The following is a 25,779-nucleotide window of genomic DNA, read 5'->3' as shown; positions in this document are numbered from 1 at the left end:
TGCGCCCCTCGTCGGCGAGGCCGCGCATGACCTTGAGCACATCCCCCACCAGTTCGGGGTCCAGGGCCGAGGTGGGCTCGTCGAACAGCATCACCTCGGGGTCCATGGCCAGCGCCCGGGCGATGGCGCCACGCTGCTGCTGGCCACCGGACATCTGGGCCGGATAGGCGTTGGCGCGTTCGCTCAGGCCCACCCGCTCGAGCAGGGCGTGGGCCTGTTCGATGGCCTCCTTCCTGGGCTTGCCGAGCACCTGCACCGGCGCCTCGATGATATTCTCGAGCAGGGTCATATGGGCCCAGAGGTTGAAGTTCTGGAACACCATGGAGAGCTTGGCGCGCATGTTCACCACCTGCTGCCAGTCGGCCGGCTCGCGGCCGTGCTTCGTCTCCTTGAAGCGGATCGCCTCGCCATGGACGATCAGCTCGCCCTCGTCGGGCTGTTCGAGCAGGTTCATGCAGCGCAGGAAGGTGCTCTTGCCGGAGCCCGAGGCGCCGATCAGGGTGATGACATCGCCCTTGCGGGCCTCGAGCGAGAGCCCCTTGAGGACGTCGGTATCGCCGAAGCGCTTGGTGATATGGCGCACTTCCAGCGGGATTGAGCTAGCAGCCATGGAAAGGCTCCAGTAGGTGCAACACACGCCGGGGCCAAGCCCCGGCACGCTCCGTCAATTTCACTCGCCGAAGTACTTGGCCTGCAGCTGGTCGAAAGTGCCGCTGGCCTTGACCTCGGCCATGGCGGCATCGAACTGCTCTACCAGCTCCCGGTCACGCTTGCGGAAGGCGGCACCGACGCCCGGACCGTAGATCGACTCCGGCTCGGTGATCAGCTCGCCGCGGCGCTCGAATGCCTCCTCGCCCAGCAGGGCTTCCTGAGCCAGGGGGAAGGCGGTGAACACCAGATCCAGGCGCCCGGAGTGCATGTCGTTGATCACGCCGCCGGAATCGCTGTAGCGGCGAATATCGGCCTGGGGGTGGAACTGGGTGACGTAGCGGTCCTGAATGGTGCCCTGCTGCACGCCGACGGTGACATCGGCCAGATCGCCGGCCACGTCGACCTCGGCCTCCGCCTGACCGACCCACACCGAGGGCACCTGATAGTAGGGCTCGGAGAAGAGGACCTGGCGGGCACGGTCCTCGGTGATATTCATCGCCGAGGCGATGAAATCATACTTGCGCGCCAGCAGCCCGGGAATGATGCCGTCCCACCCCTGCTTGACCCATTCACACTCACGCTGCATCTCGACGCAGACGGCATCGATCAGCTCGACCTCGAAGCCGGTGATGGTGCCGTCAGGCTCCTGATACTGGTAGGGAATATAGGGAACATCCACGGCGATCCGCAGCGGCCCCTCATCCGCCATGGCAGGGGTCGCGGCAAGCGCCGCCGCAATCAGTAGACCGAAGGAGTTGGAAATACGCATGGCAATTCACCTCTTGTGCTTGTGTGATGAAGCGTGTGATGCAGTGATAGGCACCACCAGATATCCGGCGACGCCGCATCCCGTCACAACGACGGAAACGAATTCAGGAGGAAGGCGGCGCGGGTGAGGCCGCCAGTTCCCCCAGGGTGATCGAGTGCAGTGGCGGGCGGACCCGGTAATAGCCCACGGTGTTCATGGAAGCGCCCTGGTGGCTGGCCAGCAGTCGGCTGACGCTCTCACCGCACAGGCGCCCCTGACACGGCCCCATGCCACAGCGCGTAAAGGCCTTGAGCTGGCCGGGACCGGCGGCCCCCTGCCCCATGGCGGCGTTGATCTCACCGAGCGACACGGATTCACAGCGACACACCAGGGTCTTCTCGGGCTGGGCGGCAAGCCAGCCTTCCGGCACCCGGAACAGCGCATCCAGCAGCTTGCGAGCGTCCAGGTCACGCGCCCGAGCGCAGCGTAGCGAAGCGCGCTCCTCGCCGACCCTCTCACCCTGAGCCTCGAGAATCGACAGGCCCGCGAGATGCCCCTCGCGCTCGGCGTTGATCGCCCCACCGATACCGGCACCGTCGCCGGCCAGCCACAGGCCCGGGCCGGCGGCCAGCGAATCTACATCTCGCTCGGGCACGAAGGCCTGCTGGCCCGCATGCCAGGCGAAGCCGAGCCCCAGCCCGCGCCCCAGCTGAGGCTCCGGCACCACACCGAAGTGAGTCAGCAGCAGCGGCGTCTCGACGCGCTGCCAGCGACCGGCCAGGCGATAGCTCACGGCCTCAAGATGCCCCTCGCCTTCGGCCTCCAGGGCGTCGAACCCCTGCTTGACCGTGACGCCGGCGCGGCGCAGCGCGACCAGCATCCTGAGCCCCTTGAGCAGATAGTGGCGGGCGTGCCAGGTGCCCAGCGGCTGGCGCAGCAACGCCGAATAGCGCGAGCGCGGGGCGGCGTCCAGCACCAGTCTTGGCGGGCAGCCGGCGCGCAGGTACTGCCAGGCCAGCAGATAGAGCAGGGGGCCGGTGCCGACCAGCACCGGTGGCGCCTCGGGTACCAGGGCACCCTGCTTGAGCAGGATCTGACCGGCCCCGGCCTGCATCACCCCCGGCAACTGCCAGCCCGGGAATGGCCAACCGCGCTCCATGGCGCCGCCGGCGACGACCAGCTGGCGTACCTGCCAGAGCTCGCCTTTGCCGCTCGCCAGCACGCCGAGGGTGGTGCCCTGCCCTTCACGCTGGGCCCACCACACCCGGCTGCCCGGCCGGTAATCGATTCGTGAATGTGCGAAGCGCGTCAGCAGGGCCTGGCCCCGCAGGTAGTCGGCGCCCATCACCGCCTCCCCCACCTGGGGAGCGGCGAGTTGACGATAGATCTGGCCTCCGGGGCTCTGCGCCAGATCGAAGACCACCGGCCTCTCGCCGGCCTCGGCCAGGCGGCTGGCGGCCGCCATGCCGGCCGGGCCGGCACCGATGATCGCCACCTCGGCGTGGCGCATCCGCGTCTCGCTCATAAGGCCCTCCACTGACGCTCGATCCGCATTCCCTCGGCCACCGGCACCAGGCAGCCCTGGCGATTGGGTTCACCATCGACGGTGATCAGGCACTCATGGCACACGCCCATCATGCACAGCGGCGCACGGTTGCTGCCGTCGACATGCCGGCGATAGCCCGCGGCGCCTTCGAGCCACAGCAACGCCGCGGCCACGCTGAAAGTGTTCGGCACACGGTGGGAGTGGCCCTCCAGCCAGATCGTCACCTCTCCGGTGGAGGCCGCGCTATCCAGTTGCTTGAACATCGAAACGCGCTCCTGAAAAGTCGCCATAAGCCGTTTCCAGCCGGTCATTGTCGATGGCCGCGGCGAGCTCCTCGGCATGGAAGGCCGCCAGGGTGATGCCGCTGTGACAGCTCAGGTTGTAGGCCCCGGGAAAGCGACGCGAGGCCTCGTAGACCGGGTTACCGTCCGGGGTCATCACGCGCAGCGCCCCCCAGGTGCGCACCAGTCGGGCCCGAGCCAGGTCGGGGTAGATCTGCACCGCGCGCTCCCCCAGCTGGTGAATGGTCTCGAGCGTCACCCCGGTGTCGTCGCCGACCTCCTCCAGCACGTCGCCGATCAGGTAACCACCGCTGGCGGTCTGGCGAATCTGCGGGCTCGGCAGCCGTCCGCCCTGGGGCAGCCGCTCGGTCACCAGCACCTGGCCACGCACCGGGCGAACGCGGCCACTGAGCCCCAGGGCAGGCGCCAGCTGCCGCCCTCCCAGGCCGGCGGCCAGAATCAACCTTTCCGATGTAAAGGTTCCCCCGGGGGTACGCACCGTGAAGCCGGCACCCGTGGCCTCGATCTCGCTGGCCGGGGTGGCGGGCCGGTAGTCGACACCCAGCGCCTGGCAGGCAGCATAGAGGGCACGCAGCAGGGAGAGCGGGTTGCAGTGTCCATCGTGGGGCGACCAGGTGCCACCGTGGACCCTCTCGCCGAGTCCCGGCAGATGCTCCAGCAACGCCTCCCGGTCGAGATAGGACCAGCGCACCGCCCCAAGTGTCGGCATGGAGGCGTACAGCGCCCGATACTCCGCCTGAAGGGCCTCGGCCTGTTCGGCATCGAAGCACAGGTCCACACCGCCGCGCCGCTCATACTCGAGGTCGATCCCGGTGCGCGCGGTAAGCTCCTCGGCGAACTCGGGCCAGGTCTCGCTCGAGTGCAGCGAGAGTTCGGCATAGCGCGGCATGCCACTCCCCTTGCCCTGCACCCAGACCAGGCCGGCATTGCCACGGGAGGCACGCAGCGAGCCGTCATGCCCATCGAGCACGGTAACGCGCCGCCCACGACGGGCCAGCCCATAGGCCGCCGCCATGCCAACCACGCCTCCGCCGATGATGAGAAAATCCTGCGGCATCACCTCTGCTCCGTCACTGCCATACCTCGACGATAGGCCAGCCATCCCATACGATCTAATACCAATACCTGCCCACCCCATATGGAATTGTTATGGAAACGCCACGACTCAGCGACCGTCAGCTGCAAGCCTTCCAGCACGTGATGGAGTGCGGTAGCGTTTCCGGCGCGGCACGCCGCATGCTGATCGCCCAGCCCGGCGTCACTCGACTGGTGAAGCAGCTCGAGCATGATGTGGGCTTCACGCTGTTCGAGCGGCGCCGGGGCCGGCTGGTGGCGACTCCCGAAGCGCGCCTCTTTCATCGTGAGCTGCTCCGGGTATGGAGCGGGCTGGAAGGGTTGCGCGCCACCGCCCGGCGCATCAAGGAGCGCGAAACCGGAGGGCTGCGCATCAGCGCCATGCCGCTGCTCGGCATGGGGTTTCTGCCCGATGTGCTGGCGGACTTCGCGCCGCGCCATGGCGAGGCCCTGGTCGAGCTCGCCACCTTCCGCTCCGAGCAGGTGGTGGAGGATATCGTGACCCAGCGCGCCGACCTTGGCTTCGCCATGCTGGGTGGCGGCGACGAGCGTGTAGAGAGCGAGGCCTTCAGCCTCGGTAACGTCTGCCTGCTGCCCGCCGACCACCCACTGGCGGCGCAGTCGAGCATCACCCTCGACGGCCTGCATGACCAGCCACTGATCTGTTACGAGCCCCAGGACCCCAGCCGACGGGCCCTGGACCGGCTGCTCGAGACGGCCGGCGTGCGCCCCCGCCGCCATCTGCAGGTATCGCTGGCCCTTCAGGCTGCCCGCCTGGTGACACAAGGCGCCGGCATCACGGTGATCGACCCGCTGAACGCTCGGGTATTCGCCGACGAGCGCCTGGCGATACGCCCCTTCGCCGCCGAGCTCGACGACACCTTCTATCTATTAACGCCCCGAGAGCAGCCCCTCTCCCGCCTCGCCCAGGACTTTATCGGCGTGTTTCGAGCTCAGTTTGCACGCGCCATCGACCAGTCAGCAAAACCACAAAGTTGAAATAACCTTTTGTTATAGAAGAAAAATCATTAGCTCCGCGCCAGACCCAATGGATCCCCTGTCTTGCGGAAAGCAGTGAGCTCGATGGCGGAACGGCTCGCGGCCCATCGGCTCGGGGGCGAGCCAGGCTGCCCGGCTCGATCGGTCGATCGGTCGATCGGTCGATCGGTCGATCGACCGAAGGATCACAAGCATGGTGTTGCCACCCCTCTATACTGTATAAAATAACAGCATCAAGAGGAGGCACCCGATGACCACCGACACCCTGATTCCCGCCCACTCGACGCCCCCCGGCCTGGCGCTGCCTCATCCCCTGGCGCTGACGCGGGCCGGCGTCTCCGGCTTTCCGAGCCCCGCCCAGGACTACGAGGGGCGTACCCTGGATCTCAATGAGCGGCTGGTGAAGCGACCCTCGGCCAGCTTCTTCATGACCGTGACCGGCGACAGCATGGACCCGCTGGGCATCCACGACGGCGACCTGCTGCTGATCGACCGCTCCATCGAGCCGCGACCGGGGCATATCCTGGTGGCCCTGGTGGAGGGCGAGATCACGGTAAAGCGCTACCAGCTGCAGGGCCGCCAGCCCTACCTCTGCTCCGCCAACCCAGCCTACCCGCCGATCCCGCTCGAGGACCTCGACTGCCAGGTGTGGGGCGTGGTGCGTTCGGTCATCCACGAATATCCGGTGTAGCCATGATCGGCCTGATCGACTGCAACAACTTCTATGTCAGCTGCGAGCGAGTCTTCCAGCCCCGGCTGGAGGGGCTGCCGGTGGGCGTGCTCTCCAACAACGATGGCTGCGTGATCGCCCGCTCCAGCGAGCTCAGGGCGCTGGGGGTGGCGATGGGCACCCCGGCCTTCGAGCTGAAGGAGCTACTGCGCCGGGGGCGCATCCGGCTGCTCTCCTCCAACTACGAGCTGTATGGCGATATGTCCGCCCGGGTGCGGGCGGTGCTGGAGGAGTTCTCCGCCGGGGTGGAGCCCTACTCGATCGACGAGATGTTCGTGCGCTTCGACGGCTTCGAGCAGAAGCAGCTGCTGAGCCACTGCCGCGAGCTCCACTACAAGGTGCGCCGCTTCACCGGCATCCCGGTGAGTGTCGGCGTGGCGCCGACCCAAACCCTGGCCAAGCTGGCCAATCGGGCGGCCAAGAAGGTGCCCGGCTACCGAGGTGTCTGCGTGCTCTCGGCGGGCAGCGTCGAAATGGCAGGTCTCCTGCAGCGAACCGAGTTGAGCGAGGTCTGGGGCGTGGGCCGCCGCCTGGTGGAGCGGCTGGCATTGATGGATATCCGCACGGCCTGGGATCTGGCCCAGGCCGACCCCAAGGCGATTCGCCGGCGCTTCTCGGTAACCCTGGAGCGCACCGCCCTGGAGCTGCGCGGCGTGCCCTGTATCGAGATGAACGACACCGACGAGCTCCGACAGCGCATCATGACCTCGCGCTCCTTCGGCAGGCTGACCGACAACCGCGACGAGATCCACGAGGCGCTGCGCCAGTTCGGCCAGCGCGGTGCCGAGAAGCTGCGCACCCAGGATAGCCTGGCCCGGGCCGTCTACGTCTTCCTGAAGACCAACCGCCACCGGCAGGACCTGCCCCAGTATTCGCCCGGCGCCGTGGTGGAGCTGGCACGCCCCACCGATGACAGCCGCGAGATCCTGCACGCGGTCGGCCAGGCCTTCGCCGCCATCTACCGGCCGCACTACCGCTTCATGAAGGCCGGGGTGATGCTGATCGACCTGATCGACGCCAATCGGCAGCAGATGTCGCTGCTGGAGTCGCCCCAGAGTGCCGCGGAGCGCGAGCGCAGCGAGAAGCTGATGGCGACCCTGGATGCCCTTAACCAGCGCATGGGTCGCGGCACCGTCAAGCTCGGGATGCCCTCCCCCAGCGCCGCCTGGCACCTGCGCTGCGCCAACCGCTCACCCCGCTGGACGACGCGCTGGAAGGAGCTGCCGACGATCACCGCGCGTCGGGAGGCTCGATCGGTGGAGAATCAGCCTCCACCGGACGATTGACCCGGGTACTCACCGGTCAGGATCCACCGGCCACACTCGCCGCCGACAGTTCCTCGCCGTAACACTCCGTTACCTGAAAAGTGGAACTCGTGCGGCACTCCCACGACAAACGATGTACGGCAACAAGACACGCCGACGAACCGGGTCCGCGTCGACGGGCCTGACATAAGGAAAGGAACAAGGAGTCATCACATGCTGTATGGAAAGCCTCTCCTGCGTCACGCCACTCTGAGCACCCTGGTCGCTGGCGGCCTGCTGCTATCCGCATCGGCCATGGCGGAGCCTCAGGGCCTCTACTCCAGCGATGAACTGCTCGACGCCGATGTCTACACCGCGACCGATAGCCGGGAAATCGGTGAGGTCGAAGATGTCCTGCTGGATAACGACATGAGGGTGCGCGCCCTGGTGATCGATACCGGGGAACTGCTCGATATCGACGACGACCATGAGTTCGTGATCGAGGCAGGCCGATTCAGCGTGGAAACTCATAACGGCGACGACATCGATGACATCGAATACCGTGTGATCGTCGACATGAGCGACGCCCAGATCAGCCAGCAGCCGACCTATGATAACGACTGGTGGCAAGACGCTCGCCTGGGCGCCCACGAGGCCTGGGAGCAGACCAAGGAGGGCGCAGCCAGCGCCTGGGATACCACTCAGGAAGGGGCCTCACGTGCCCTGGACAGCATCGGCAAGGCACTGGAGAACGTCGGCAAGAAGACCCAGGATGCCGCCGAGTGATCGACACATGCGGCTCCCGGACCTGACAGCATAAGGAGCTTCATGAGGACAAGGGCCCGGCCATTGGCCGGGCCCTTCTTATACAGGGTCCTGCAGAGAGGTCGTTAGCCTAGCCAGCGAGTTCCGCTGCGACGATTTCAGCCCCGGCACTCAACGCATTCAGCTTGGCTCTGGCCACCTGGCGAGACAGTGGCGCCATGCCGCAGTTGGTGCAGGGGTAGAGATTCTCGGCGTCGACAAACTGAAGCGCCTTGCGCAGGGTATCGGCTACCTCTTGCGGTGTTTCGATGGTATTAGTGGCGACGTCAATCGCCCCCACCATGACCTTCTTGCCACGGATCAGCTCGATAAGCTCCATGGGAACGCGGGAGTTCTGGCACTCCAGGGAGACGATATCGATATTGGATTTTTGCAGCCTGGGGAACACCTCCTCGTATTGCCGCCACTCGCTGCCGAGGGTGCTTTTCCAGTCGGTATTCGCCTTGATCCCATAGCCATAGCAGATGTGTACGGCCGTCTCGCACTTCAGGCCCTCGATCGCCTTCTCCAGCGTCGCGATACCCCAGTCATTCACCTCATCGAAGAAGACATTAAAGGCGGGCTCATCGAACTGGATGATATCGACACCCGCCGCCTCCAGTTCGCGTGCCTCCTGGTTCAGGATCTTGGCGAACTCCCACGCCAGTTTTTCACGACTCTGGTAGTGACCATCGTAGAGGGTGTCGATCATGGTCATGGGCCCAGGCAGCGCCCACTTGATGGGTTGCATGGTTTGCTGGCGCAAGAACCTGGCGTCATCGACGAAAACGGGCTTCTGACGGGATACCTCACCGACGACCGAGGGGACGCTGGCATCATAGCGGTCGCGAATTCTGACGGTTTCGCGCTTGTCGAAGTCAACGCCATTGAGATTCTCAATAAACGTCGTGACAAAGTGCTGACGCGACTGCTCGCCATCACTGACGATATCGATGCCCGCCTGTTGCTGCTCATGCAGTGCCAGGCGCAATGCGTCCTGCTTGCCTTCCGCCAACCCCTCATCCTGCAATTTCCAGGGTGACCACAGCACCTCCGGCTGTGCGAGCCAGGAGGGCTTGGGAAGACTACCGGCCGTCGATGTGGGTAACAGCTTTGCCATGATGGAATATCTCGTGATGGATGAATCAAAGAGCGCAGTTGGCGGTCCATTGCTCGAGTATATTTCGGTAGGGTTTGATGAAGTTCTCCTCAACAAACTTCCCCTGCTCAGCCGCTAGCCGGCTACGCTCCTCTCTGTCATAGACGATGCGAGTCAGTGAGTAGTCCTGCTGTTTCAAGCTTGGCTGGTAGGCCTTCCCCGCCGCAGAATTGGCATTGTAGATTTCCGGGCGATAGATCTTCTGGAACGTATCCATGGTGCTGATGGTACTGATAAGCTCAAGATTGGTGTAATCGCCAAGCAGGTCACCCTGAAAATAGAAGGCCAGGGGCGCAACGCTACCCGGAGGCATGAAGTAGCGGACCTTCATCCCCATCTTGCTGAAGTAATCATCGGTCAATGAATGCTCTTTCTGAGCATACTCAACACCCAGCACGGGATGGTGGTTCTCGGTGCGGTGATATGTCTTGTTGCTGGAAACACTGATACAGATGACAGGAGGCTTCTTGAAATACGTCTTGTACGTATTCGAGTTGACAAACGCCTTGAACAGATTGCCATGCAGAACGCCAAAGTCACTCGGAACACTGAACTCCTTCTGGTCCCTGTTGTGCTCCTTTAGCACTACACTGAAGTCATAATCCCGCACGTAGGAGGAAAAATTGTTTCCGGCGACGCCTTCAATTCGTTCACCGTACTTCTTATCGACAATGGTTGTCTTCAAGATTTCAATAAGCGGAAGCGCGCTATCACCTGAGGCGGCATCGACGGTCATCTCAACAGAGATGATATCAAGCTCGACGACATAGCGATCACCCTTCGGGTTATCCCAATCGGCCAGGGCATTGAAGCGATTGTCGATCATCCTCAGGGTATTGCGAAGATTCTCCTTACGCTGCTCACCTCTTGCCAAGTTGGCAAAGTTGGTCGTGATACGGGTATTGTCCGATGGCCGATAGTTCTCATCGAATCGAATACGCTTGACGCTGAATGCAAAATCCTTATCCATTTAGACTTGCCATCCTGCTTCCTGAGACATGAACCCAAGGCATCTCTCTATTGATAAATATTCGAGATGACTCCCTGGATCGTCGCCATTCGAGCTCGTCAGGTCCGATATAGCGGGCCGAGGTGGCGGTCACTGCCCAGCGGGAACGCCACTGACGAAACCATGAGTGAGATTATCGAAACCATCGCCTCATGAAGCAAGCTGAAGAAACTCATGACGAACATCAATATCATTCATGTCCGAGTGTGTAGACCGGCGCATCACCGCGGCGATCGGCCGACACAAGGGCCTCGGGGTCGCCGAGGCCGGCGGCCAGACTGGCCTGTTCGGCCCGGATGCCGGCCACGCGACCGGCATCCATGCTCAGGGGGTCTTGGGGGATTTGCTCAGCGGGTGCTCAGGGGTTTGCTATAAGAGGTGATCACCCTTGCGAGGAGGCCGCCCATAGGTTGATGCCGCCATCGACCGCATGGCGATCGATCTCGGCGAGCTCCGCATCGCTGAAGTCCGGGGTCTCGAGGGCCCCCAGGCTTTCAAGCAGCTGCTCCGGGCGGCTCGCGCCGATCAGCGCCGAGGTCACGCGACCGCGGCGCAGCACCCAGGCGATGGCCATCTGCGCCAGGCTCTGGCCGCGGCGTTCGGCGATCGCGTCAAGCGCCTGCACCCGGGCCAGATTCTCGGGCGAGAGGTGCCCCTCTTTCAGGCTCTGGCCCAAGGCGGCACGGCTGTCCTCGGGCACGCCTTGCAGGTACTTGCCGGTCAACAGCCCCTGGGCCAGCGGCGAGAAGACGATCGAGCCGACGCCCAGCTCATCGAGGGTCTCCAGCAGGCCATCGGTCTCGACCCAGCGGTTGAGCATCGAGTAGCTCGGCTGGTGGATCAGGCAGGGGGTGCCCAGCGAGCGCAGAATCTCAACCGCCTCCCGGGTGCGCTGGGCACTGTAGGAGGAGATGCCGACGTAGAGCGCCTTGCCCTGCCGCACCGCCTGGTCGAGGGCCATCATGGTCTCCTCCAGCGGCGTCTCGGGATCGAAGCGGTGGGAGTAGAAGATATCCACATAGTCCACGCCGAGCCGCTCGAGGCTGCGATCCAGGCTGGAGAGCAGGTACTTGCGGCTGCCCCACTCACCGTAGGGCCCCGGATGCATCCAGTAGCCCGCCTTGGTGGAGATCACCAGCTCGTCACGATGGCCGGCGAAATCACTTTGGAGGAGTCGGCCGAACAGCGACTCGGCGCTGCCCGGCGGCGGCCCGTAGTTATTGGCCAGGTCGAAGTGGGTAATGCCGTGATCGAAGGCGGTGCGGCAGATAGCCCGAGCATTCTCGGGGCTCGCGTTCTCGCCGAAGTTCTGCCACAGCCCCAGCGAGATGGCCGGCAGCTTCAGGCCGCTGCGCCCGCAGCGGTGGTAGGGCATGCGCTCGTAGCGGTGTGCCGAGGGCGTATAGTTCATGGTGTCCGACTCCTCGAAGGTCGCGTGTCTCCCTGACCGCCGGCAGTACCGGGCCTGCGGCGGCCGCGTGACGCTCAGTATGGGGTCTCGTCGGGCGACTGGCGATGCTGGGCGTGCTGGCCCTGGTCGGTCAGGAGCGGTCCGAAACCTGATGGGATGCCCGTTTCGCGACCTCCCCGGCGCCGACACCCACCCTGCCTAGTTGGCTGCTGGGTGCTTACCTCTTTAGTTTTTAGCAGTATTGTGCCCTCTTGGTACACAAAAATACTCAACATCGAAGCACCTATGGAAACCACTTTGCAGATTTGTCAATATGTGCACCATGAGCGCACATAAAGACGGAAAGCTAAAGAGCACCCTCGAAGCCGTCCCTCCCGGCTTCATGATCGACTCCCGTTGGCTGGAGCGCCATGAAGTCAGCCGCTTCCTCGCACGCAAGTATGTGGATCGCGGCTGGCTGGAGCGCGTGACTCGCGGCGTTTTTCTGCGCCCCGCGCCGGGCACAGGAGAATCCGATACTGTCGACTGGAAAACCTGCCTGCTCTCGATACAGCACATCATGGGCTACGATGTCCATATCGGCGGCATGACGGCGCTCGCGCTGCAAGGCTATAGCCATTACTTGCCGCTGGGCGGGAGCGTTCCGGTCTGGGTTTATGGCGAAGAGATACCGAACTGGCTGACTCGACTTCCGCTGAACGCGCCCCTGGAAACGCGCACCACGACCCTCTTCTCCGATTCGGCGCTCGGTCTCACCAAGGGCAACGCCGTAAGTAACCTACCCTGGGACTGGCAACTAAAGATGTCATCACCCGAACGGGCGATCCTGGAAGTCATGGACGAACTGCCCAACCATGAGAGCTTCCACAATCTCGATATGGTGTTTGAAAGCCTGACGACCCTGCGTCCGCGCACCCTGTCGGCGTTGCTGCGCAGTTGCAGGAAGATCAAGGTTACGCGGCTGTTCTTCGTCTTTGCCGACCGCCACAACCACCCCTGGCGCAAACGCCTCGACCCGCAGGAATTCAACCTCGGAAGCGGCGACCGCGCTCTGGTCAAAGGCGGCAGGATACACCCGCGCTACCGCATCATGGTGCCAGACGAGTTTGCGATAACGGGGGCAGCCGATGGCGCGTGAAGCTTACGAAGCACAGGTCGCCCTGCTCGTGCGTCTCCTCCCCTATATCGCCGAAGAAGACATCTTCGCCCTGAAAGGCGGCACGGCCATCAACCTGTTCTACCGCGATCTCCCACGCCTGTCGGTCGATATCGACCTGACCTATCTACCGGTCAAAGACCGTGCCGAAAGCCTTGCCGAGATCAACGACGCGATGAATCGCATGGCTACTGCCATCGAGCGCGGCATCAAGGGTGCAAAGACTCAACGCATCAAAGGCGGAGGTGGCGGTGCCACCCGCGTGCTGGCACGGCTTGGCAGTGCGGAAATCAAGATCGAAACCTCACCTGTCACACGCGGCGTTGTCCACGACCCTGCAATCTGTTCGGTGTCGGAAGCTGTCGAGGATGAATTCGGCTACGCAGAAATCCAGCTTGTTTCCTTTGAAGACCTGTTTGGCGGCAAGCTGCTGGCGGCTGTTGACCGCCAGCATCCTCGCGATCTCTATGATGTGAAACTGCTCTACGAACACGAAGGCCTGACCGATGATCTGTTCCGTACCTTCCTGATCTATATCGCCAGCTCACCGCGTCCCGCTCATGAACTGCTGAACCCGAATTTTATCGAGATTGACCAGCCCTATGCGCAGGAATTTGAAGGCATGACGAAGTCCCCGGTCAGCCTTGATGAGCTTCTGGAGAGTCGCACGCAGTTGATTGCGGATATCCAATCCCGTCTCGATGATGACGCCAAACGCTTCCTGCTAAGCCTGCATGACGGCAATCCGGACTGTGCTGCCATTGGCCGCCCTCAGGCCGCCGATCTCCCCGCGGTACGCTGGAAATTGTTCAACCTGAACAAGCTGATCGGACAGAATGCTGAAAAACATATAGCCCAGCGTAAAGCACTGAGCGCGCTGTTCTGGCCCGACACCTGATCGAAGCAGCGGACAGCGTGCCATCGAGAAGGCAGGAAAGCACGTCAAGTGTTTGATCTTGGTGGGCCCAGCTGGACTCGAACCAGCGACCAAGGGATTATGAGTTCGCTTTTAAAACAATAAGTTACTGATAGACAAAGAAAAACAACCGTAATCGAGCGAAAGGTACAGTTCTTTGGAATCAGTAGGTTAGCGAAAGATGAGGATATCACACGAAGCTGGTGTGTGTACCGGTGGTGTACCTTTACGCAGCGTAGTTGTCCGGCGCGCAAGGGGCTGGCTAAACTCAAGAGAAAGACCTTTTGCATCGCCTGATCCGGTTGTGCTTAGCTCGCCATCCGGCGACTGGGTGACTCGCATGGGGCCAAACCGTCTTAACAGTAGCAACTCATCAACCGGCTTATTCAACCCCAGCCGTAGGTTTAAGAAGGCCTGCTAGGCGCAAGCCGTTTGTCCTCAGAATCCTTGCTGAGCTCTCAGGAGTTATGCCCCAAATCTCGGCAAGTTTTATGGACACGGTGATCGCTTCCCATGGCATTACAGGTGAGCCCTGTACCTTGGCGAAAGGTCCATCGCTTTCCGGCACTACCCGATCCATTGGCATCAATCCGGCAAGTTTCTTACCGTTAGCAGAATGCAGCATCGCAGGACCAATGCTGAACCAGCACCCTAGCTCCTTGGCACGCAAAAGCTGTGATGGGGAATCCGTGAACCAGTGAAGAACGGCTGTGCCAAATCCAGGGTATGTCTCAAGACAATCTAATGTTTCTCGCGCTGCTGCCCGAGAATGAATACTTAGGACGCGCCCACCGAGCGCAACGCATTTTTTTAATACCGATTGGAATATATGCCGCTGAAGATCTCTATACTGTCTATAACGTGGAGAACCATCAAGACCAATCTCTCCAACGCCTGGACAGCTTTCTATCTGTGCAAGTAAAACATCTAGCTCATTAACTTTCTTATCGGCAATTTCTGGATGCAGGCCGGGGGATATAAATATACTTTCTGTCGCTGGAAGAACCTTTGAGGTAGCGGAGAAAGCTCTCGGACTAGTAGTCACCAACCAAACAAATTCGACCGATCCCAATGCCTCAGCGTAGACTTGCAAGGCATTAGGATAAAGGTCTAGATGACAATGAAAATCCATCAGATCACACCATCTTTTCGAAGCAACACTGCGAGCTCTCTTAACCCTTCCTCAATAACACGTCGATATTTTTGACGATCGTCCAGAGGCGCAAAAGAAAGAGTTGCCCCAAGAAAAGAGTCAATGCCAGACTGCTCAGCAGAAAGAACCGCACATGCTACCGCCATGGGATCATCTGCGCTCGTCTTGCCTGATGAGGAAAGAGATGAAAACTTGTATTTTGTCGTGTCGGCAAGCCCCCAGTGGTGAATTGCAGCTTTTCTAACCATACACGGTACGCAGCGTCCGCAATGCATCCGGTTGTAAGTCCGAAATCGGCCACAGCTTGTGGAGTCACAAGCATACCTTTCGAGAGCTGCCTGATCGGAACATTCTCGAAGCATTTCCCCTTTTGTTTTGAACCGATAGGGCATGTGCAACCGCGCTTCGATATCTAAACCTTTGAGCAACTCCTGTAGCATTCGCATGAACAACGGGTGTGTAGTTCTAGTGCTGAGGCTAGACATCCTTCCAGGTAGCAGTGGCGGATTAAGGCTAATGAAACCATTCTCTGGTACTAGAACCTCTGGCTGTGTTCTGGAAAGGAGTGATGTTGCAAGAACAGCCAAGCCATAGAAGGCCATTGAACGAGCTCTTGTAGATGTTTCTTTCTTTCCCTTAAATACAACACGATGACTCCACTGCTGATGCCAGTCGCCGCCACCAAGTGCTCTGGCGTAGCTAACTTGCCGAGCTGAATCCTCAAAAGCAAGCTGCGATACAAAAATCGGCCTTCGCCCGCTCGCAACAATATCAATGCCACCTACCAAGCTGTCGAGGCCACCGGAAAGCAGTGCTACACAGTCGCGGTCGCAGAGTCGACGCTGGCCTCTTGGTGGAGTTGGGCCGCCTTCACGGAATCGAAGCTCCCAGAAGTCACCCGTTAGTACCCGCAGCATATTCTCTGCGATCTTTCGATTTCTTTCCCATGGGCTCGGGTCGTTAAGAGTTATTTCAAGCTCAATTTGTCGTGTCCATCCATCCTCGCTTTCCTTACGAAGGACAGCTATATCGGCTGCGTAGACAGCGAAGCAAAAAAGAACAAAGTCCCAAACAGGGACTGAAGGCGCGTAGCCCGCTTTTTCTAATTTCTTGGCCCAGCCATGGGCGATTCGACCAACCTCTGGCTGTGATGATGAAGCCAAGAAAGTGAATGCGCGTGCATGTGGAGGCAATGAAGTGGGTAATTCATCAACACTAGAACATATTATTTTCATGATTCAGCAAACACCGTCAGTGCATCTCTTAACGCTGCATTTGCGATCTCTCGCATGGGGCGTTCCACCCCGCCAGCGCGGACTTTTTCCATAGACCTATTGACGACTACTATGATGTAGTCGAGCACCTGCCCCAAACGATTTTGTACAAGCTGTGGAGCATACTTAAGCTTCTCGAAGACTCGACCCAGCTCAAGCTGGACCCGGTTATAAACGTCGAAAGCTACTGTGTACGCCATTAAACTGGCGATCTGGTCATCTGTAAGGTTAAAAATATCTGTTGCCGGATCCATTTCATAAAGGTGTGCAATAGCATTATCCATAGCATGCTTTGCAGACTCTTCATCGACACTACCTCCAGATGGAACCAACCTCTGCACAACTTCAAGAGCGGTATTCTTCGCAGAAAGTCCGCGCTGCTTTATTGAATCAACCCATGCATTGATGCTTGGATCTGTAGCATCACGGGCTGTGGCCAAGAACCCGCCCAAAGAAGAGGCCGCAATTGCGCTAGTTCGCATGCGACTCCCAGCTCTAGAAGCTCCTCCCATACCCTTCTTAACGAAGCTTGAAATCCCCCGGCGAAGGTCAGAGTCGCTACCAGACCGGATAAATCCCGTCAAAGCTCCTCGAGCTTGTTGATATCGCCCAGATGGAGCTATGGGCGGTCCAGCTGGGGGTGTAGCTTGGTTTTCATCATCCCCTTCGCTCTTATCTCCATCAGCATCATCACTAGGGTCTGTGCTGGGGCTCAAGGGAGTATCCGCGCAACCAGTATCAATGCTGTCCCCGGCATCGTCTAACCATGGAGGGTCAAATGATGTACCAGCACCCGCACCAGCGCTTGAGGTAGATGTACCCATTTATTGTTCCCTCGCATTCGTGATCGCTCTCTTCACGGGAGCGGGTGTCTCTCCATCCTTCACCCACTTTTCCAAAACCTCCTTCGCCCAAGCACACTCAGTTAGCGCAGATACAAGGCCTGGCGCGAGATGAGCGACAGGAGCTTGGCTGATTAATGCCGCTGCCCGTGGTCCCACACTGGAATGAATTCGACAAACCTCGATCAGCATAAGAACTTCTTCATGCTTCTGCCAGGATCGACTATATCTCTTGGCTTCCCATGCACGTGCCATGGCGAGCCCAGACTGGACTTCTCCAGCTTGTTGGATTTGCTGCCTCAACGCTTCATTCGATGTTCGAGCGGAAATTAGCGAATCACGCAATGCCTTTCCGGCTTTATCAAGGTCATCTGCACCGAAGTCTCTAATGGTACTGTCACGACTAAGATGCAGTATCGGCCGCAAGTCCATGTCACCCAAAAGCGGCTCAAGCGTGAGCCACTCACGAGTAAAAGTCTTGTCGCCAAAAAGTTTAGGAAGCTCACTTTCTGGATCTTTTGCAGCTTCCTCCGCTTCACGAAGAATTTCGACCTTCCCTTCGTTCGTTGCAGATACCTTCTCGGCAATGGCATTAGCAATTGTTTCATCACATCGCTCTAGCAGGTGCCATTTAGATAAAACCTGAATATCCACGTCGATATTTTGAGGTCTAGCAAGTACCTTTCTAAGAAAAACCGTATTGAGGAAGCGTTTAACCAACCTCGGATTAGCTTGAACTGAACTAGCACTAAATAACAGGGGGGCCAGCCTCTCTGCCAACCCCATAAGTCCAACCAGATCTGTGTTTTCCTTTGGAACTAAGCTTTCCAAGAATGTCAAATCTACAGACTTCCCAGTCCAAGTCTCTCGTAACCTCGCTTCGACTTTTTCTTTCGCAATATCAAAACTCTCAGAGTCCAGCTGATCATTTCGATAGGCACGCTCAAGGAATAGTAATGCCGTATAGGCTTTGGTCTCATTAGGCCCCAGTCTCGGCACACGTAAAGGCACTTGAATCAATTTATCGAAGTAGCTAGTTACAATGTCATCATCAAGACCGGTACCTGCAAAGTGCACACGTACGGCACCTCGAATGAAAACATCGTCCGCTGCGATAACAAAGGCACTTCTTCGCAGAAATAGCAGCAGTCGAATCGCTTCTAGAGTGGAAATCGCTGTTTTTGGCAGGCATCTATCAAGGTCGTCGACAAAGACGACCAAAGTGATATCTAGCTCTTCAAGGAGATTCTCTAGCGCGTCCCTAAAGGATTGGATTTCCTTGGGCAACGATGTGGGCTCAGCTTCGTTTAAAAGGCCTTTCGTGGCACCAGGTATCTCTCTCGCAGCCGAAACACCATCTTGAATAGACTGGCTTCTCCATGCCTCAGATCCTGTGTCCACCACTTTGCCAATTAAACCAACCGGAACACCTGTGAGAATCGTTGCAGCCACTTCTCCGCCAAGCTGAGCCAAGCGTAGGAGATTAATTCGTTTAACGAGCGAATTCGCCTTGCCCAACAACTTTTCGTCTTGCTCTGCCTGCTTGAGAACAGCATCTCCTACAGTTTGCAGGAGCGCTGTGCGGGCATCTTCAAATCCTTGATAGAGCCAAGGATTGAATGTAATAACTATATACTTCTGGCCATTCAATTTACTAGATTTTCTGTCGGCTGCTTGGTCAGATGCTAGTTCGGATGCAACCATGCGAACGAGAGAGGACTTCCCCATCCCCCAACCACCAGATATGCCGACGGAGATGGGCTCTTCCCCTGTCTCTCGAATTAGCTCAGCGCAGGCTTTAGCTACAAGCCTGAAGTTGACATAGTCAACTGTTGTCTCGTTGTCATGCCACATGGTAGCTCCTAGTAATCAGATGCCCTGCGTACTTTCATTCGTCACTATAAATATAATATTAAGGAAAATTGGGTATGAGTTCTTTTAGCTGCGCCTTTACTAATCAAAATTGGAAAACTCATTTATTTGGCTTCCATTTTGTCCAGACCTACCCACCAGCATCTTTAGAATCTGTAGCGAAACCTCGCGCTCCAGCAGCGGCATGCTGAGCTTCTCGTGGCCGCTGAGGGCATCAAGCACGGCGTCAATGACCTTATTCGGGAGGAGACCGTGCATCATCTGGTCTTCGCTGTGGCTGCGCACCTGGGCCATTACCGCTTCGTCGCATTCGATACGGTCGGCGATGCCGTGGGCGTAGTGCAGCTTCTCGGGATCGTGGAGCTCGCCTGAGCGGACATAGCTGGCCGAGGTACGACCGCAGTCCTCGCCGGCCATTTCCAGGCGCAGCCGTTCCGCCTCACGCTTGGTGAGGCGGTGGTGGGGCAGTTGCAGCTCGCTGAAGTACTCCCCCGTAAGCTCGCAGCCGCCGGCTATGCCGACCTCCCAGCCATAGGCCGCTATGGCCTCGATGATGTCCCGCTTGAACTGAGCTTCCCTGCTGTTCGCCATGTCATCCCTTGCGCGTGGCGTAATTATGCGTAACAGCCTAGCGCCTCAGGGATATAAGGAGAAGTCGACTTAGGCCGTTAAACCTCCAGGGCACGCCGCATCATGGGCGAAGCCTGCCCAAGGCCTGCTCCAATAGCTCCAGAGACTGACGATGCTTGTCAGCCCCCATCTTCTGGATGTTAGCGAGCTTCCAGCGCACGGCAGGCAGTCGATCGACGCCCGTCAGCGGAAGCAGCGCCCAGTCAGGCGCCCCTTGCTTGAAGGACAGCAGGAAGCGAGCATCCTCATCCGTCATCAGCTGCCCCAGCCGTGACAGCAACTCATCACGGACGCTCTCCAACTCCTGCAATGGAAGGTCAACCCTAGCCATCCCGACAAACTCCTGTCGGTAGACATCTTCCAGTGGCTTAAAGCGCGGATTGATCACTTCGTTCAAGGGCCTAGGATGCCCCAGCAGATAGAGCAGGAAGCCTTCGAATACGCTCCGATCCAGGCCGCCCTGGTTCAGAAGCAGCTTCACATCGAAAAGGTCCCGGGGGTGCTGGCGATCCAGCGCGGCGCAGATCTTGCCGCCATACAGGTCCGGCAGTGACACCACCTGCACCGCAGCAAAGCCGTACTCGTCCTCCACAGCTTCAACGACATCGCGCTCCTGGGGCGGGTGCAGAGTGCCACGCAGTACCGGCGATACCTCCACCTTCACCTGGCTACGACCCCGGCGCACCAGGATCCTCAGCTCGTCCCGGCGACTATCCTGAAGCTCGGCGCGCACGCCTGGCAGTCTGGAACTAAAGGTCGCTGCAGCGCCTCGCGACAGCGTCGCAGGGCCTCGTCACGAGGCTCCAGCGGCAAGTAGGCCAGGTCGATGTCGACTGAAAGGCGGGGTAATGGCTGCACGAAGAGATTGATGGCCGTGCCACCCTTGAGGGCGAAGCACGGCTCGTCATTGAGAAATGGCAGCAGCGAGACCAGCAGCCGGACCTGTTCGTGGTAGCAAGCGTCAATCGGCATGCAGGAACGCCTCCGGCACCGTCACGTGATATTCCCTGTCCAGCTTGCCGCCCAGGCAGAGCTGCCGCTTACCTTTGCCAAGGTCCAGTTGGCGTGGTTCCAGACGACCATACCAGGCATGTCCGGCGTGGCGAGCCAGCACCAGGAAGGCACGCTTCGTTCTCACCGAACGGCATCCCTCCAGCAATGCCTGCAGCCGGCGCGGGCGCAGCGTGTTAAGCCCGCCGAAGGTGTCCACCAGCTCACTGCTGAACAGCAGCTCGTTCGGCGTCACGGCGATCCACTCCAGCACCGCTCGTTCGGGGGTCGATACCTGCAAGCTGAAGGCCCTGCCATCCGGCTTGTAGTCAGTGAAGCTACCGGGAAGCTGCACTGGCAGGCCCTTTTCAGAGTGGAGCACCATCCGCCCTACCCACTCGGCGTCACTCAACCATCGGGGCAGCCTAGAAGCCTCCTTGCCATACAGGTGCGTCGTGCGCTCCCTCATGGGCAGATAGTGGACAAAGCCATGCAGTACCAGGGCCGTCTGGCCACCCGGCCAAAGCGTTGGTAAGCCAGTGTCGTCGCTCGTTTGCAGGGCGAAAACTGCGCTCTCCCAAGCGAGAGGGTCCCCCGCACGACAATAGGCACCGTGCCCCACGCGTTGCAGCCAGCCACTGCCGGCCAGCTTACGCGCCTGATCTGAGGTGACGCCGTGTGATGCCAGCCAGGCGGTCGTCACGACGGCCCCATACGGGATCTTATGCAGCAGCTGGTTTATTTTCACGTTAAAAAGCGGCCTTAAATTCCGTTCTCAGAGTGAAGAACAAACCACGCTGGTTTATCTTCAAGCACAAAAACGCCATTCAGGGCCGCTTCTACAACAGAATATAAACTGAAAGCTGAGTCTTCGGCCCGGCTTGAGCCCAAATTTAGCGGGAGAAAGCTTGAGGGCAGAAGCCAGGCAGAGAAGGCCACTGCAGGGGGACAAAGCGGCCACACATCACGTCAATCCTGATAGTGCGTGTACTTTTTCGCACTTCCCTTCACTTGGTCGGCGGGATATTTCTCCGCATTCTTCTCCATCTTCGCCCGGCATGCCGCTTCGATATCCACGTCCAGCTTGCCCGCCAGCCGGATCAGATAGAGCTGAACATCGGCAATTTCGTCGCGCACGGCGGCCAGTTGCTGCTCATCCAGCTCCCTGGACTGCGCCTCGGTCAGCCACTGGAAGCACTCCTGCAGTTCAGCTGCCTCCACCGTCAGCGCCATGGCCAGGTTCTTGGGCGAGTGGAACTGGTCCCAGTCGCGCTCGGTGGCGAACTGGTCCATGGCGTCACGGAGCTGCTTGAACGGGTCTGACATCTAGGGCTCACCTGGTTCTGCGGTATCGGATAGCGGTGAGCATGCCTGCTCTGTCGCTCGCTATCCAGCCTACATCGGCATAGGCGGCTATCCGGCCGCCTGCTTGCTCACAGCACGGAGAGGAATTCGCCGATGACCTTCAGGTCCTCAAGCTCATCCTCGAGCACGATGTCCTTGTAGCCGAAGGCGTTGGTCTGTGGCTTCAGTACGATACGCTGGTTCACGAACTCGCCGTACTCCTCGATCTTCTCGCTCTGGTACAGCTTTACCGTGAAGCTGCCACCGTGGTCCGGGTCCTCGATGGCGCGATGCTGCACCACGACGACCTTGCCTTGCCGTGTGCCGCCAGGTTTCGCGCGGAACAGGCACCAGGCGCCATTGGGAATGCGCCGATTCATCGATTCCCCCACCACCCGGCTAACGAACAGGTCGGGGCTTATACGCACATGATCCGGTAGCTCGACCCAGTGCTCGATGTCGGCTATCTGCATCTCGCTGAACTCACCGGCAGCGATGCTCAGATCGTAGACAGGCACATGGCGATCGAATGGAGCGGCCTCATCACGCGTCACGATGGGAAGGTGCAAGCCATCCAGCACATCGGCGTCCTCAGACGCATCAAGTCGCTCGGTCTCTGCTTGAGCTCGAGCAAAGGCCGCGAAGTACTCTCGGGTCTCGGGGTCCGTTGCATAGACATAACAGCCCTTCTGCCCCCGCGTCATCAGAGTGCGGTAGGTATTCTTGACGATCTGGTCCGCCAGAGCCTTCGCCCGCTCAGGTTCCTCCTTGAGCAGTGTCTTGTACCCGTGAACGGAACGATCCTGTCCTGCCCTTTTCCCGGCATCGGTTACCACGCGGCCATCGCGAATCACGAAGTCATCCCCGATGATGACGCCAACGTAGTCGAACTCCAGGCCCTGGCAAGTGTGAATGCAGCCGACCTGCTCTGCTGACCCATCGGCGATAGCCCACAGCATGCCATCGTCCTCAAGGTTCCACTGGGCCGCGAAGCCATGTTCGGGAAACACGATGTCCATGGCGTGCTTGTCCTTCTTGCTGGCCCAGGGCCAGCAGTACCCCGCCACCATGCGTGCCTTGTTGGCCTTGCTGTTTTTTTCAAGAATCGCCTGACGCATGGCGCTCGGATCATCGAATACCTGAAAGTCGTAATCGATGTCTTCCAGGTCGGTGTTGGCCGTGGTGCGAATCTGAAGGGCGTGATCGAGCCAGGCCAGATATCCATCCGAGCCGTTGCAGCGAAACTGCGACGCCAGCTCGAGCTCGTGAACATCGGCGCCGCACTCGTCTGCCCGCCGCCTGATCTCCTCGACCGTCCCCACGTCCTTCAGCGTCACGCGCTGCGCTTCATCAATGAAGAAGATCGAGAAGCGTGACGCGCCGATCACCTCTTTGATCTGGCTTTCGCCCAGGTTCTGATACATGCCCGACTTCTCGTTCAGGCGGTGCGCCTCGTCGACGATCAGCGCATGGAAGGTATCCGGCTCGGCGTTGACGTAGCTGCCCGAGCCCTTGAACAGGTTGTCGATGTGCGTCTTCTTGCGCGTGCCGGTCAGCTTCTTCTTGAAGACCTCACGCGGGGCCGAGTTACGCGAGACGTACTGCGTCATCATCTCACGCTTCGTCAGCTCCACCAGCAGGTTGATGGCCACCACCGACTTGCCGGTGCCTGGCCCGCCCTTGACGATCAGGCACTGCTTGCTCCCGCTGACCGCGCGATGCGCAAGATCGATGGCGGTTTCATAGACCAGCTTCTGGTCGTCGATCATCAGGAACTCGGCGTTGCCCTGCATCATCGAGGCCAGGGCATCCGCCAGGTTCTTGCTCGGTTTGATCACACCGTGCTCGATGCGATACATGATGTCGTTGCTGTCGCCGTACTTGATGTGCTGGCTCAGAAACTCCGAGAGCTTCAAGGCATCCTGCGAAATAAAGACCGGCGCACGGCTCGTATGGTGGGCATAGAAAGGATCATTGATGGCGTCCCCCTGCTTCATGTTGTGCAGGTAGGCGCAGGGCACCAGGCGGATCGACTCGGAGCGTACCGTCTCGTTGTAGTCCTCGATCAGCGCGCCATAGGACCATGCCTGATATGACGGATGGTTGGTCTCGCGCACTCCACCGCCCAGCTGGGTACGCACGATGGCGTCCTTCTTCGTTACCTCGACGGACTGCCACTGTTTCAGTTCCACGATGACCGCGGCATCGTCCCGCTGGTGGTTCTTGCCGGTCAGGATGAAGTCCACGCGGCGATTGGTCAGCGGGATGTTGTACTCGATGGCCACTCCCGCCGATGCGGGAATGCCCTCATCGAGCAGCACGCTCATCATGAAGCGAAGGGAGTTCTCCCAGGACGTCACCTCACTGCGCGGCGAGTTGCGGTTCAGTCTGCGCGCCACCTCGTTCTCGATGGCGTCGGTGATGACGTTGGCTCGTACATCGTCGATGAACTGCTGCTTGGTGGCGTTGTAGACCAGCATTCCCCACAAACTTCCTTTTTATAAACAAGTAGTTATAGAGCTTTCAATATACATGCACCGTATAATTATGCACGCTACTGACTGCTATAACATCACCTGAAGCTCATGTGCCAGCCACAGCGGGCATGGGGAGCCATCCTGGTCGAGGCAGGCTGCGGTCCTGGCGTGGCACTAATCATTCATCGAGTTTGAAACTCAGCAGGTTGCCGTCCAAGCCATTTGCTGGGGAGGAAGGTCAGGGGTAAACAAATCCCCCCCGATCGCCGATAAACACTTCCAGTTAGCCAACAGCGGAACAGGTACTCCAGGGGCAAATCTCCAAGGCCCTAAATACCGTAGGCTTCGCCGTTATTGGTAGAATTCAAGACTCGCATCAAAACATCAGACCTCCAATTGCGAGAAGTGATGTTCCAAAAAATCCAGGCACACGCGAATTTTTGCCGAATTGGCAGCTCGAGTTGAATAAATTGCCCAAACATCTGCACTCTGACTGTAGTCGCTTAGTATTCGTACCAAGCTATTCTGCTTCAAAAGTGGTCCAACGTCCCACATGGAGCGTAGCAGGATGCCGCGGCCATGCAACGCCCATTGCAGTACTATCTCGCCGTTGTTTGAGGACAAGGGACCGCTGACACGAATACTCTGGGTGCGGTCGCCACACTCCAAGTCCCAGATACCGAAAGGGTTATTGCGTTCTTTGATGACGAGGCAATCGTGCTCAGTCAACTCATCCACTGTAACTGGTATCCCGCACCGCTCCAGATAACTGGGTGCTGCACAGAGCACGCGCTGATTCGAGACAAGATGGCGACTGATATGCTGGCCGGGCAAATCGTCGCCTACTCGGATTTCCAGATCGAAGCCCTCTCCCACGATATCAACCACCCTATCGAACACCTCAAAGCGGATCTCCAATTCTGGAAACTGCTGCGCTAGTCCAGCGATGGCGGGTGCTACATGGTTACGTCCAAACCCAAAACTGCTGCAGATACGCAGCAGACCTCGCGGGCTCTGGCGTGCATCGGACAGATCATCGAACAGGGTATGCATATCGTCCAGGATCTGCATCGCAGCACGCTCGGCCAGTTTCCCGTCATCTGTCAACGCACAACGCCGGCTGGTTCGGTGAAACAGGCGAGTATTCAACACCTTCTCAAGAAGCCGTATGCGCTTGCTGACATAGGCAGGTGACACACCCAGCTCATCGGCTGCAGCCGTAAAGCTCTGTTTACGAAGGACAATCAGAAATACACGGAGGTCTTCCGGAAGCGGCCATTGTTTACGAATCGTGTTCATAGACATCACACCAAGCAGGTTACCTTCACGCAACGTGCATAATAGCATTACTAGTGACAGATCCTTAAGCGACTCCTCAATCGACACCCAAAACGAAAAAATATCCTCGTCGCCGAAGCCGATACAAGGGCTGACCATGAGAACCAAGA

The 25,779-nt window shown here is 59.3% G+C and carries 24 protein-coding genes and 1 pseudogene; 6 read left to right on the top strand and 19 right to left on the bottom strand.

The genetic code is table 11. The features are described 5' to 3' along the window. The 5 genes from IOC61_RS12605 to IOC61_RS12585 all read right to left on the bottom strand — a co-directional run. A partial coding sequence (locus tag IOC61_RS12605) for an ATP-binding cassette domain-containing protein (protein WP_195689122.1) occupies nucleotides 1–610 on the bottom strand: 610 nt, incomplete at its 3' end. A gap of 60 nt (nucleotides 611–670) precedes the next feature. Beyond that, a complete protein-coding gene (locus IOC61_RS12600; RefSeq protein ID WP_195689121.1) occupies nucleotides 671–1,420 on the bottom strand; it encodes a transporter substrate-binding domain-containing protein in 750 nt (249 codons plus the stop codon). A 103-nt stretch (nucleotides 1,421–1,523) separates the two neighbouring features. Continuing rightward, nucleotides 1,524–2,924 carry an NAD(P)/FAD-dependent oxidoreductase gene (locus IOC61_RS12595; protein WP_195689120.1) on the bottom strand — a complete coding sequence of 467 codons (1,401 nt, stop codon included), beginning with the start codon at nucleotides 2,922–2,924 and terminating at the stop codon, nucleotides 1,524–1,526. Continuing rightward, nucleotides 2,921–3,208: a (2Fe-2S)-binding protein gene (locus IOC61_RS12590; RefSeq protein WP_195689119.1), complete on the bottom strand. Its 288-nt coding sequence runs from the start codon at nucleotides 3,206–3,208 to the stop codon at nucleotides 2,921–2,923. The genes IOC61_RS12595 and IOC61_RS12590 overlap by 4 nt, the downstream gene beginning before the upstream one ends. Further along, nucleotides 3,189–4,304 carry an NAD(P)/FAD-dependent oxidoreductase gene (locus tag IOC61_RS12585; RefSeq protein WP_195689118.1) on the bottom strand — a complete coding sequence of 372 codons (1,116 nt, stop codon included), beginning with the start codon at nucleotides 4,302–4,304 and terminating at the stop codon, nucleotides 3,189–3,191. Before IOC61_RS12585 ends, IOC61_RS12590 begins: the two co-directional genes overlap by 20 nt. Nucleotides 4,305–4,396: 92 nt before the next feature. Between IOC61_RS12585 and IOC61_RS12580 the strand changes: the two genes are divergently transcribed. The 4 genes from IOC61_RS12580 to IOC61_RS12565 all read left to right on the top strand — a co-directional run bounded on the left by IOC61_RS12580 (nucleotide 4,397) and on the right by IOC61_RS12565 (nucleotide 8,080). Beyond that, nucleotides 4,397–5,320 carry a LysR family transcriptional regulator gene (locus IOC61_RS12580; protein WP_195689117.1) on the top strand — a complete coding sequence of 308 codons (924 nt, stop codon included), beginning with the start codon at nucleotides 4,397–4,399 and terminating at the stop codon, nucleotides 5,318–5,320. 250 nt (nucleotides 5,321–5,570) lie between these two features. Continuing rightward, a complete protein-coding gene (locus IOC61_RS12575) occupies nucleotides 5,571–6,011 on the top strand; it encodes a LexA family protein (RefSeq protein ID WP_195689116.1) in 441 nt (146 codons plus the stop codon). 2 nt (nucleotides 6,012–6,013) lie between these two features. Next, nucleotides 6,014–7,336, top strand: coding sequence for a Y-family DNA polymerase (locus IOC61_RS12570; protein ID WP_195689115.1), 1,323 nt, complete (start codon nucleotides 6,014–6,016; stop codon nucleotides 7,334–7,336). 192 nt (nucleotides 7,337–7,528) lie between these two features. After that, complete coding sequence (locus IOC61_RS12565; protein WP_195689114.1) at nucleotides 7,529–8,080, top strand: PRC-barrel domain-containing protein; 552 nt, start codon at nucleotides 7,529–7,531, stop codon at nucleotides 8,078–8,080. Nucleotides 8,081–8,189: 109 nt separating this feature from the next. Here the strand turns inward: IOC61_RS12565 and IOC61_RS12560 are convergent, their stop codons facing one another. The 4 genes from IOC61_RS12560 to mgrA form a co-directional block, all read right to left on the bottom strand. Further along, nucleotides 8,190–9,218: a methionine synthase gene (locus IOC61_RS12560; RefSeq protein WP_195689113.1), complete on the bottom strand. Its 1,029-nt coding sequence runs from the start codon at nucleotides 9,216–9,218 to the stop codon at nucleotides 8,190–8,192. A 25-nt stretch (nucleotides 9,219–9,243) separates the two neighbouring features. Beyond that, the gene (locus IOC61_RS12555) at nucleotides 9,244–10,227 is read right to left on the bottom strand and encodes a DUF1852 domain-containing protein (protein ID WP_195689112.1); all 984 of its coding nucleotides are present in this window, start codon (nucleotides 10,225–10,227) and stop codon (nucleotides 9,244–9,246) included. Between the two features lie 229 nt (nucleotides 10,228–10,456). Then, nucleotides 10,457–10,588 carry a hypothetical protein gene (locus tag IOC61_RS17820; RefSeq protein WP_267491308.1) on the bottom strand — a complete coding sequence of 44 codons (132 nt, stop codon included), beginning with the start codon at nucleotides 10,586–10,588 and terminating at the stop codon, nucleotides 10,457–10,459. A gap of 60 nt (nucleotides 10,589–10,648) precedes the next feature. Further along, complete coding sequence (gene mgrA / locus IOC61_RS12550) at nucleotides 10,649–11,677, bottom strand: L-glyceraldehyde 3-phosphate reductase (protein WP_195689111.1); 1,029 nt, start codon at nucleotides 11,675–11,677, stop codon at nucleotides 10,649–10,651. A 322-nt stretch (nucleotides 11,678–11,999) separates the two neighbouring features. Between mgrA and IOC61_RS12545 the strand changes: the two genes are divergently transcribed. Further along, on the top strand, nucleotides 12,000–12,815 hold the full coding sequence (locus IOC61_RS12545; RefSeq protein ID WP_195689110.1) for a type IV toxin-antitoxin system AbiEi family antitoxin: 816 nt from the start codon (nucleotides 12,000–12,002) through the stop codon (nucleotides 12,813–12,815). Further along, nucleotides 12,805–13,731, top strand: a complete 927-nt coding sequence (locus IOC61_RS12540) for a nucleotidyl transferase AbiEii/AbiGii toxin family protein (protein ID WP_195689109.1) — start codon at nucleotides 12,805–12,807, stop codon at nucleotides 13,729–13,731. Before IOC61_RS12545 ends, IOC61_RS12540 begins: the two co-directional genes overlap by 11 nt. Before the next feature lie 400 nt (nucleotides 13,732–14,131). On the opposite strand, the gene qatD is transcribed toward IOC61_RS12540, so the two are convergent. From qatD to IOC61_RS12490, 10 genes and pseudogenes are all read right to left on the bottom strand, one after another. Continuing rightward, nucleotides 14,132–14,881: a Qat anti-phage system TatD family nuclease QatD gene (qatD, locus tag IOC61_RS12535; RefSeq protein WP_195689108.1), complete on the bottom strand. Its 750-nt coding sequence runs from the start codon at nucleotides 14,879–14,881 to the stop codon at nucleotides 14,132–14,134. Next, nucleotides 14,881–16,137, bottom strand: coding sequence for a Qat anti-phage system QueC-like protein QatC (gene qatC / locus IOC61_RS12530; protein ID WP_229333116.1), 1,257 nt, complete (start codon nucleotides 16,135–16,137; stop codon nucleotides 14,881–14,883). Before qatC ends, qatD begins: the two co-directional genes overlap by 1 nt. Then, nucleotides 16,134–16,688 carry a Qat anti-phage system associated protein QatB gene (gene qatB / locus IOC61_RS17675; RefSeq protein WP_324254719.1) on the bottom strand — a complete coding sequence of 185 codons (555 nt, stop codon included), beginning with the start codon at nucleotides 16,686–16,688 and terminating at the stop codon, nucleotides 16,134–16,136. The genes qatC and qatB overlap by 4 nt, the downstream gene beginning before the upstream one ends. A gap of 312 nt (nucleotides 16,689–17,000) precedes the next feature. After that, nucleotides 17,001–18,872, bottom strand: a complete 1,872-nt coding sequence (locus tag IOC61_RS12520; protein ID WP_195689106.1) for a KAP family P-loop NTPase fold protein — start codon at nucleotides 18,870–18,872, stop codon at nucleotides 17,001–17,003. A gap of 99 nt (nucleotides 18,873–18,971) precedes the next feature. After that, nucleotides 18,972–19,481 carry a hypothetical protein gene (locus IOC61_RS12515; RefSeq protein WP_195689105.1) on the bottom strand — a complete coding sequence of 170 codons (510 nt, stop codon included), beginning with the start codon at nucleotides 19,479–19,481 and terminating at the stop codon, nucleotides 18,972–18,974. Between the two features lie 100 nt (nucleotides 19,482–19,581). After that, nucleotides 19,582–20,492: pseudogene (locus IOC61_RS12510) on the bottom strand (nucleotidyl transferase AbiEii/AbiGii toxin family protein). Continuing rightward, complete coding sequence (locus IOC61_RS12505; protein ID WP_195689104.1) at nucleotides 20,482–21,258, bottom strand: type IV toxin-antitoxin system AbiEi family antitoxin domain-containing protein; 777 nt, start codon at nucleotides 21,256–21,258, stop codon at nucleotides 20,482–20,484. Before IOC61_RS12505 ends, IOC61_RS12510 begins: the two are co-directional and overlap by 11 nt. A 221-nt stretch (nucleotides 21,259–21,479) precedes the next feature. Beyond that, nucleotides 21,480–21,836, bottom strand: coding sequence for a nucleotide pyrophosphohydrolase (locus IOC61_RS12500; protein WP_043527825.1), 357 nt, complete (start codon nucleotides 21,834–21,836; stop codon nucleotides 21,480–21,482). Between the two features lie 107 nt (nucleotides 21,837–21,943). Next, nucleotides 21,944–24,334 (bottom strand): DNA/RNA helicase domain-containing protein, encoded by a 2,391-nt coding sequence (locus IOC61_RS12495; protein ID WP_195689103.1) that lies wholly within the window; start codon nucleotides 24,332–24,334, stop codon nucleotides 21,944–21,946. A gap of 381 nt (nucleotides 24,335–24,715) precedes the next feature. Beyond that, a complete protein-coding gene (locus IOC61_RS12490; RefSeq protein WP_229333129.1) occupies nucleotides 24,716–25,768 on the bottom strand; it encodes a LysR substrate-binding domain-containing protein in 1,053 nt (350 codons plus the stop codon). Nucleotides 25,769–25,779 lie beyond the last annotated feature (11 nt).

The organism is Halomonas sp. KAO (assembly GCF_015595025.1).
Lineage (GTDB): Bacteria > Pseudomonadota > Gammaproteobacteria > Pseudomonadales > Halomonadaceae > Halomonas.
The sequence above is the reverse complement of the archived record's forward strand: the minus strand, read 5'-3'. Positions and strand labels throughout refer to the sequence as shown.